Source organism: Halolamina sp. (genome assembly GCF_036626355.1).
In the GTDB taxonomy this organism is placed as follows: Archaea; Halobacteriota; Halobacteria; order Halobacteriales; family Haloferacaceae; genus Halolamina.
Genome location: NZ_JAZKRY010000115.1, coordinates 1 through 7,467 on the forward strand (window position 1 = coordinate 1; position 7,467 = coordinate 7,467).

The 7,467-nt window shown below is 67.1% G+C and carries 9 protein-coding genes; 7 read left to right on the plus strand and 2 right to left on the minus strand.

What is annotated here, in order from left to right; translation table 11 throughout:
• The coding region (gene argS / locus V5A38_RS13855) for an arginine--tRNA ligase (RefSeq protein WP_332326355.1) at positions 1-991 on the minus strand (991 nt) is incomplete at its 3' end.
• A gap of 50 nt (positions 992-1,041) precedes the next feature.
• Between argS and V5A38_RS13860 the strand changes: the two genes are divergently transcribed.
• The 6 genes from V5A38_RS13860 to V5A38_RS13885 all read left to right on the plus strand — a co-directional run bounded on the left by V5A38_RS13860 (position 1,042) and on the right by V5A38_RS13885 (position 5,368).
• Complete coding sequence (locus V5A38_RS13860) at positions 1,042-1,209, plus strand: hypothetical protein (protein ID WP_332326356.1); 168 nt, start codon at positions 1,042-1,044, stop codon at positions 1,207-1,209.
• 85 nt (positions 1,210-1,294) lie between these two features.
• Positions 1,295-1,993 carry a DUF120 domain-containing protein gene (locus tag V5A38_RS13865; protein WP_332326357.1) on the plus strand — a complete coding sequence of 233 codons (699 nt, stop codon included), beginning with the start codon at positions 1,295-1,297 and terminating at the stop codon, positions 1,991-1,993.
• Entirely contained in the window at positions 1,990-2,673 is a 684-nt protein-coding gene (ribB, locus tag V5A38_RS13870) for a 3,4-dihydroxy-2-butanone-4-phosphate synthase (protein WP_332326358.1), read from the plus strand. The genes V5A38_RS13865 and ribB overlap by 4 nt, the downstream gene beginning before the upstream one ends.
• A 46-nt stretch (positions 2,674-2,719) precedes the next feature.
• Positions 2,720-3,655 (plus strand): branched-chain amino acid transaminase, encoded by a 936-nt coding sequence (locus V5A38_RS13875; RefSeq protein WP_332326359.1) that lies wholly within the window; start codon positions 2,720-2,722, stop codon positions 3,653-3,655.
• Between the two features lie 656 nt (positions 3,656-4,311).
• Positions 4,312-4,902 carry a 50S ribosomal protein L15e gene (locus V5A38_RS13880; RefSeq protein ID WP_332326360.1) on the plus strand — a complete coding sequence of 197 codons (591 nt, stop codon included), beginning with the start codon at positions 4,312-4,314 and terminating at the stop codon, positions 4,900-4,902.
• Positions 4,903-5,158: 256 nt separating this feature from the next.
• Positions 5,159-5,368 carry a hypothetical protein gene (locus tag V5A38_RS13885; protein ID WP_332326361.1) on the plus strand — a complete coding sequence of 70 codons (210 nt, stop codon included), beginning with the start codon at positions 5,159-5,161 and terminating at the stop codon, positions 5,366-5,368.
• An 83-nt stretch (positions 5,369-5,451) separates the two neighbouring features.
• On the opposite strand, the gene V5A38_RS13890 is transcribed toward V5A38_RS13885, so the two are convergent.
• Positions 5,452-6,459 (minus strand): NADP-dependent oxidoreductase, encoded by a 1,008-nt coding sequence (locus V5A38_RS13890; protein ID WP_332326362.1) that lies wholly within the window; start codon positions 6,457-6,459, stop codon positions 5,452-5,454.
• Positions 6,460-6,591: 132 nt separating this feature from the next.
• Between V5A38_RS13890 and moeB the strand changes: the two genes are divergently transcribed.
• Entirely contained in the window at positions 6,592-7,407 is an 816-nt protein-coding gene (gene moeB / locus V5A38_RS13895; RefSeq protein WP_332326363.1) for a molybdopterin-synthase adenylyltransferase MoeB, read from the plus strand.
• Positions 7,408-7,467 lie beyond the last annotated feature (60 nt).

Below are 7,467 nucleotides of genomic sequence, written 5' to 3' on the forward strand. Positions count from 1 at the left end.
ACTTCCACTCGTGGTGGGCCAGGTCGCGGGTCGTGTACAGCGAGGTGCCGTCCGACCGGAGGAAGACGAACGGCTTCTCGATTCTGTACCCCTCCAGGTCGAGCTGCCAGGCCCCCTCTTCCAGCGTCGCCTCGTCACGATCCTGTAACCGGCGAACCACGTCGTCGGCGTCGCCGTTGCGGATGAACCGTGTCTCCTTGACGAACTCGTCGAACTCCGCGGGGAGCCGTGCGAGGCTCTCGCTCATCCCGGCCAGAACCGTGTCGACGACCTCACTGACGCGCTCGTAGGTCTCGTCGTCGCCGTTCTCCAGGCCGCGCATGATCGTCTCGATCTCCTCCTCGGCGGCGGCGACGGCAGCCTCGTCCGCCTCCTCCAGATACGCGTTCCCCTTGCGGTAGTAGCGCACCAGGTCGTAGTCGGGCTTCTCGCGATCGGGGTCGGGGAGGTCGGCCTCGTCGAAGCGCTCGTAGGCCCAGGTGAACACTGCCATCTGGCGGCCGGCGTCGTTGACGTAGTAGTGGCGCTCGACATCGTAGCCGGCGTACGCCATCGCGTTGGCGATCGCGTCGCCGATGATGGGGTTGCGCGCGCGGCCGACGTGGACGGGGCCCGTCGGGTTCGCGGAGGTGTGCTCGACGACCGCCGACTCACCCTTGGGCGGGCGCTGGCCGAACGCCTCGTCCGTGGCGGCCTCGAGCGTATCGGCGTAGTAGTCGTCACTCGGCGTGAAGTTGAGGTAGGGTCCCTGCGTTGAGACCGCGCCGAGGTAGTCGTCGGCCGAGACGTCGACCTCGGCGGCGAGTTCGGCGGCGACGGCGGGCGGCGGCGACTCCAGTTCGCCGGCGAGCCGGAACGCGACGCTGGAGGCGAGGACGGCGTCGACGCCCTCCGGTGGCTCCTCGATGCCGAGGTCGTCGGTCGGCAGGTCGCGGGCGTCGAGGGCGGCCCCAACGGCGTCCTCGACCGCAGACCGGAACTCGATGAACATGGTTCGCGGTTCCGGCCGGTGGATAAAGGGGCTTCCGAAGTGGTCGAACCGTGGTCGCCCACGAGCGCGTCTCCTCACTGGAGTCCAACAACCAGGGCGAGCGGGTCCTCGGCGCCAGCCAAAGCGGGCGTCACTCCCAGCAGGCCGGTCCAAGCGACGGCGCGACTTGGGAAGCCACCAACAGCTCGACCGGGAACACACGGCTTGCCGCCGAGTGACAGTTGTACCGGCAAGTATCATCCCGTTTCTGGGACGCATCACGTATTCAGTATCGTTAAGGGAGTCGGCTCGTAAGCGTGACGTATGCAAGAGACGACGCCAGCGGTTGGCGCCGACGGCCTCGCCGCGCTGAAGGCGATCGGCCTCGAGGGGGGCCTCGCCGGGGACGTGAAGATCTCCTGTGCGGGGCTCGCCGAGACGCTCGGCGCGTCGAGTCAGACCGCCTCCCGCCGCCTCCAGCGCCTGGAGGAGGCGGACCTCATCGAGCGCGAGGTCGTGAACGACGGCCAGTGGGTCGTGATGACCGACCCCGGCGAGGCCCGTCTTCGGGCGGAGTACGCCGACTACCGGCGACTGTTCGACGAGAGCGCCGAACTCACCCTGACCGGAGCCGTCACCGGCGGGATGGGCGAGGGGCGCCACTACATCTCGCTCCCAGGATACAAACGCCAGTTCAAGCAACGACTGGGCTACGAGCCCTATCCTGGGACGTTGAACATCGACCTGAACGAGCGCAGCGTCCGGATCCGCGGCGAGCTCGCCGCCATCGAGGCGGTTCCCATCGACGCCTGGGAAGACGAGGGGCGGACGTACGGCTCGGCTTCCTGTTACGTCGCGACTGTCGAGGGGAACGGCCGGACGTTCGAACCGACACACGTCATCGTGCCCGACCGCACCCACCACGACGAGGACCAGATCGAGGTCATCGCTCCCGAGATGCTGCGCGACGAACTGGGGCTCGCGGACGGTGACGAGCTCACCGTGCGCATCGAGGAGAGATGAGCTCCGGTCGTACCGACGCCGTCGACGCCGTCGAGGCGGCGGTCGCGGCGTTCCAGCGCGGCGAGCCGGTGCTCATCCACGACGCAGCCGACCGGGAGGGCGAAGTGGATATCGTCTACCCCGCCGTGGATGCCGACGCCGATGCGATGACGCGACTGCGTAACGACGCTGGCGGGCTGGTCTGTGTCGCCGTCTCCGACGCCGTCGCGGAGGCCTGGAACCTTCCCTTCCTCGCCGAGGCGCTTTCACACCCGGCCGCCGAGAGCGATCATCTGGATTACGACGCCCGCTCGTCGTTCTCGCTGCCGGTGAACCATCGCGAGACGTTCACCGGCATCACCGACGACGACCGCGCGCTGACCACGAGCGAACTGGGACGGGCCGCCGCGGCGGCCGTCGCCGGCGAGTTCGACGCCGATGCGTTCGCCGAAACGTTCCGCTCGCCGGGCCACGTGAACCTGCTCCGGGGCGCACCCGACCTGCTGGCAGACCGACAGGGCCACACGGAGCTCGGACTGGCCCTCGCAGCCGCCGCCGGACAGCCGCCCGCTGTGGTGGTCTGTGAGATGCTCGACGACGAGACCGGCGGCGCCGTCTCGCCCGCCGCTGCCCGGGCGTACGCCGAGCGCAACGGTCTGACCTACGTCGAGGGTCGTGACCTGCTGACCCGACTGGGCTGACGTTTTTCTGGCGAATTTAAGACCCCGCCGGACAGAAAGACCGTGTATGAGCGCCTTCGAGGAGATGGCGGCGGACGGCACCATCTGGATGAACGGCGAGTACGTCGACTGGGAGGACGCGACCATCCACGTGCTCAGCCACGCGATGCATTACGGCACCGGGATATTTGAGGGCGTGCGCGCCTACGACACCGAGGAGGGGACCGCGGTGTTCCGCTGGGAGGAGCATCTGGATCGGTTCTACAGCTCCGCGAAGCCCTACGACATGGAGATTGGGCACACCCGCGAGGAGCTGACGGAGGCGACGATGGAGGTCCTGCGGCGGAACGACCTCGAGTCCGCGTACATCCGGCCGCTGGCGCACTACGGCTACGATTCCTTGGGCGTCTCGCCGGGTGACTGCCCGACCGATGTGACTGTCGCCGCCTGGCCGTGGGGCGCGTATCTCGGCGAAGAGGCCCTGCAGAACGGTATCAAGGTGAAGATCTCCTCGTGGCGCAAGCACGCCTCCAGCCAGATTCCGACCAACGCCAAGACGACGGGGCTCTACGTCAACAGCATGCTCGCCGGCGAAGAGGCACGCCGGAACGGGTTCGCGGAAGCGATCGTGCTGAACAAGGAGGGGAACGTCGCCGAGGGGCCCGGCGAGAACCTCTTTCTCGTCCGCGACGGCGAGCTCTTCACGCCGGGGCTGAGCGAGTCCATTCTCGACGGTATCACGCGGGACACGGTCATCACGCTCGCCGAGGAGCGTGGGTACACGGTCCACGACACCGTGAGCATCTCGCGTGGGGAGCTCAACACCGCCGACGAACTGTTCTTCACCGGCTCGGCCGCCGAGGTCACGCCGATTCGCCAGGTGGATAACGTGGAGATCGGGAGTGGGACGCGGGGGCCGATTACGGAGGAGCTCCAGAGCGCGTTCTTCGACCTGGTTAACCGGCGGACGGACGACCACGAGGAGTGGTTCACGTTCGTTTAGAGTAGCTTAGCTGTCTTTTCGGTTTTTGCGAGGTTCGTCGGGTAGTGAAAGCTGGGTGACTGGGACGGTTTTCCAGCGACTTTGACATCCTCCCCGCCCTGAAGGACGAGGCTTTCTCCTTGTGTTTCCGTAACCACCCACCCACCAACACCGCGGAGTTCCCAGGGACTCTGGGACCGCACCGCCTTCGGCCCCCCGGCCACAGGTCCTCCCCAGCCGGCTCGCTCAGGCTAACCCTTCGCGAGCCCCTCGCGCGGAGTCGCACCACGAGGGCGCTCCCGCTTCGCGCCACCGCCGCCGCGAATGCGGTGCAGTTGGCAGCGCGCGGGGTGGTGTGGGGACTCGGCGCTGTGCCGGGTCGTGCCCGGCACCCTGCGGTCTCATTGTGCAAGCCCACTCCGCGGTCCTGTTCGCAGTCTAGTTACCGTTCGCAGTCTCGAATCTCCAATCACCAGAGCCACAGACGGATCCACCTATCGAATCGCTTCGAAACCCTTACCAGCGAATCCGAAGTATCAACGTGTAACTCGCTGGTCGACGGGACGCCAGTGGGCACCCGATAGCTCGGGACGAAATGTGGTCGGCAGGGCGCGACGCGCCCCCGGAAGGCGGCGGAGCCGCCGACACCGACTGAATCGCAAGCGCCCGCAACAACAATGGCACGAAGCTTCTACTCCCACATCAAGGACGCGTGGAAGGACCCCGGCGACGGTAAGCTCGCCGAACTGCAGTGGCAACGAAAACAGGAGTGGCGCACCCAGGGCGCCATCGAGCGCATCGAGCGCCCGACTCGCCTCGACAAGGCCCGCGAACTCGGCTACAAGGCCAAGCAGGGCATCGTCGTCGTCCGCGTCGCCATCCGGAAGGGCGGGGCCCGGAAGCGCCGACACAAGGCCGGTCGCCGCTCGAAGCGCCAGGGCGTCAACCGCCTCGGCCGCCGGACCTCGATCCAGCGCATCGGCGAGGAACGCGCCTCGCGCAAGTACCCGAACCTCCGCGTGCTGAACTCCTACTGGGTCGGTGAGGACGGCTCCCAGAAATGGTTCGAAGCGATTCTCGTGGACCCCGAACACGCAGCCATCCAGAACGACGACGACCTGAACTGGATCTGCAACGACGACCACACCGGTCGCGCGTTCCGCGGCCTCACGAACGCCGGCAAAGCCAACCGTGGCCTCAACAACCGCGGGAAAGGTGCGGAGAAGGTCCGCCCGAGCGTTGCGGCGGGCGACCGCGGCGGGAAGTAACACCAATCACGTTACCGAGAGCGTCGCTCTCGTTCGCCAGCCAGCACGGGACACGTTCTGGCGACGGCTCAGGACCTGTCGCAACCTCCGTGCGATCCACCTATTGAACAGGAACACGAGTGTTGCAGGTGTCGGCATTCCAACCGCCGCGACGACGATGAGGAGAGAGGTGGTGAATCAGTAGTCCGGAATATCGTGTGAAACGGCCTTTCCCGATCAGCAAAAGATAGAAGACTTCTCTCCGAAGGGAGAGAACATGGTCGACAGTAGCGAGGACGACGATTACCAAGAATCTCTCCGTGAACAGATCCGCAAAGCCGTGGCGGAGAGTTCGGAGAGAGAGCTTATCGAGATCGATTTCTCCGGCCCCCAGGTTACAGTCGTCGTCGACGACGAGTCGAAGGCGTTCGCCGGCGGGGAGCATCTGGAGTGGTCGTATCTCGGGCCGGTCGAACAAGACCGATGAGTGCTGGGTCGGCCATGTCGATCCGCGAGGCCATCGTCGAACGGCTCAGCGTGCGGTAGCCCGGTCCGACCGCGGATCGCCGGCTACTCCCCGATTTTCACGACCTGCTTCCCGATGTTCTCGCCCTCGAACAACCCGACGAACGCGTCGGGAGCGTTCTCCAGCCCCTCGGTCACCGTCTCCCGGTAGGCGATCTCGCCGTCGGCGACCCACTCACGCAGGTCCGCGGTCGCCTGGGCCCACCGCGGCGCGTAGTCGCCGACGAGGAGCCCCTGGACGCGGGCACGGGTCTGGATGAGTTTCCCGAGTTTTCGGGGGCCTGTCGGTGTCTCCTCCTCGTTGTAGAGCGCGATCTGCCCACAGATTGCGACGTGGGCGTCGACGTTCAGCTTCGTGAACACCGCGTCCGTGATGGGGCCGCCGACGTTGTCGAAGTAGCCGTCGACGCCCGCCGGCGCCACCTCGTCCAGCGCGTCGCCGTAGTCCTCGGTGTCGGCGTAGTTGATGCAGGCGTCGAAGCCGAACTCGTCCTCGACGACCGCGCATTTCTCGTCGCTGCCAGCGAAGCCGACGACGGTGGCGCCCTGGAGTTTGGCGAGCTGGCCGACGACGGAGCCGACCGCCCCTGCAGCGGCGCTGACGACCACCGTGTCGCCGGCGCGAGGTTCGAGCACCTCACGCGTCCCGAAGTAGGCTGTCCGGCCGGGCATCCCGAGCACGCCCAGCGCCGTCGATTCCGGGAGCTCGCCGACGGTGACGCGTTGGAGGTCGCTCCCATCAGCGATGTGGTAGTCGGCCCACGTCATGTTCCCGACGACGAGGTCGCCCTCGTCGAACTCAGTGCCGTGCTCCTCGACGACCGTTGCGACGGCGCCGCCGCGCAGGGGCTGGCCGACCTCCCAGGGGTCGGCGTAGGACTCGCCGGCGCGCATCCGCCCGCGCATGTACGGATCGACGGAGAGATAGCGGAGTTCGAGCAGCGCCTCGCCGGGGCCGGGGCCGTCGAGTTCGACCTCCCGCAGGTCGAAGGTGTCCTCGTCCGGCATGCCCTCGGGTCGCTCAGCCAGGTGGTAGCGATTGGTCGTGACCATATCGGGTACAGACCGGGCAGACACAAGGATGCTCTGGACGTGACAGACCGCGCTCACCGCAGCGCGATCGGTCGTGTGACGCCGTCGGCCGCTGGCCGTGACCTTATGCCCGGCCGGACCCGAACGGCCAGTATGACCGACCTCTCACTCGATGCGACGCAGTTAGACCGCTACTCCCGGCATATCATCCTCGAGGAGGTGGGACCGGAGGGCCAGAAGAAGCTGCTCGAGGCCAGCGTCCTCGTCGTCGGCGCGGGCGGGCTCGGCGCCCCGGTCATCCAGTATCTCGCGGCCGCGGGCGTGGGAGAACTCTGCATCGTCGACGACGACGTCGTCGAGCGTTCGAACCTCCAGCGCCAGGTCATCCACCGCGACGCCGACGTCGGGACACCGAAAGTCGAGAGCGCGGCGGAGTTCGTCGCCGCGCTCAACCCTGACATCGACGTCGAGCCCATCCACCGGCGTGTCGAGCCCGGTGAGGCCCAGGAGCTGGTAGCTGAGTACGACGTGGTCGTCGACTGCTCGGACAACTTCCCGACCCGATATATGCTGAACGACGCCACCCAGATCGAGGGCGTGCCGCTGGCCCACGGTGCCATCTACAAGTTCGAGGGGCAGGTCACCACGCTCACACCGAAGGGGCCCTGCTACCGCTGTCTGTTCCCCGAAGCGCCCGAGCCCGGCACCGTACCGGACTGTGCGACGACGGGCGTCCTCGGCGTGCTCCCCGGGACTGTCGGCTGCATCCAGGCCACAGAGGCCGTCAAACTGCTGCTCGGGCTGGGTGACCCGCTCGAGGAGCGCCTGCTGTTCTACGACGCGCGCGAGATGAGCTTCGAAGCCGTTCCCTATCAGCGGAACCCCGACTGCCCGGTCTGTGGCGAGGGCGGCATCGACTCCGTTGCCGGCGTGGAGTATTCCGGTGGCTGCCAGGTGCGGGGCGACTGATCGTCGCGGCGATGGTCGGCCGCGGCGGACAACTGATCGTCGCGGCGATGGTCGGCCGCG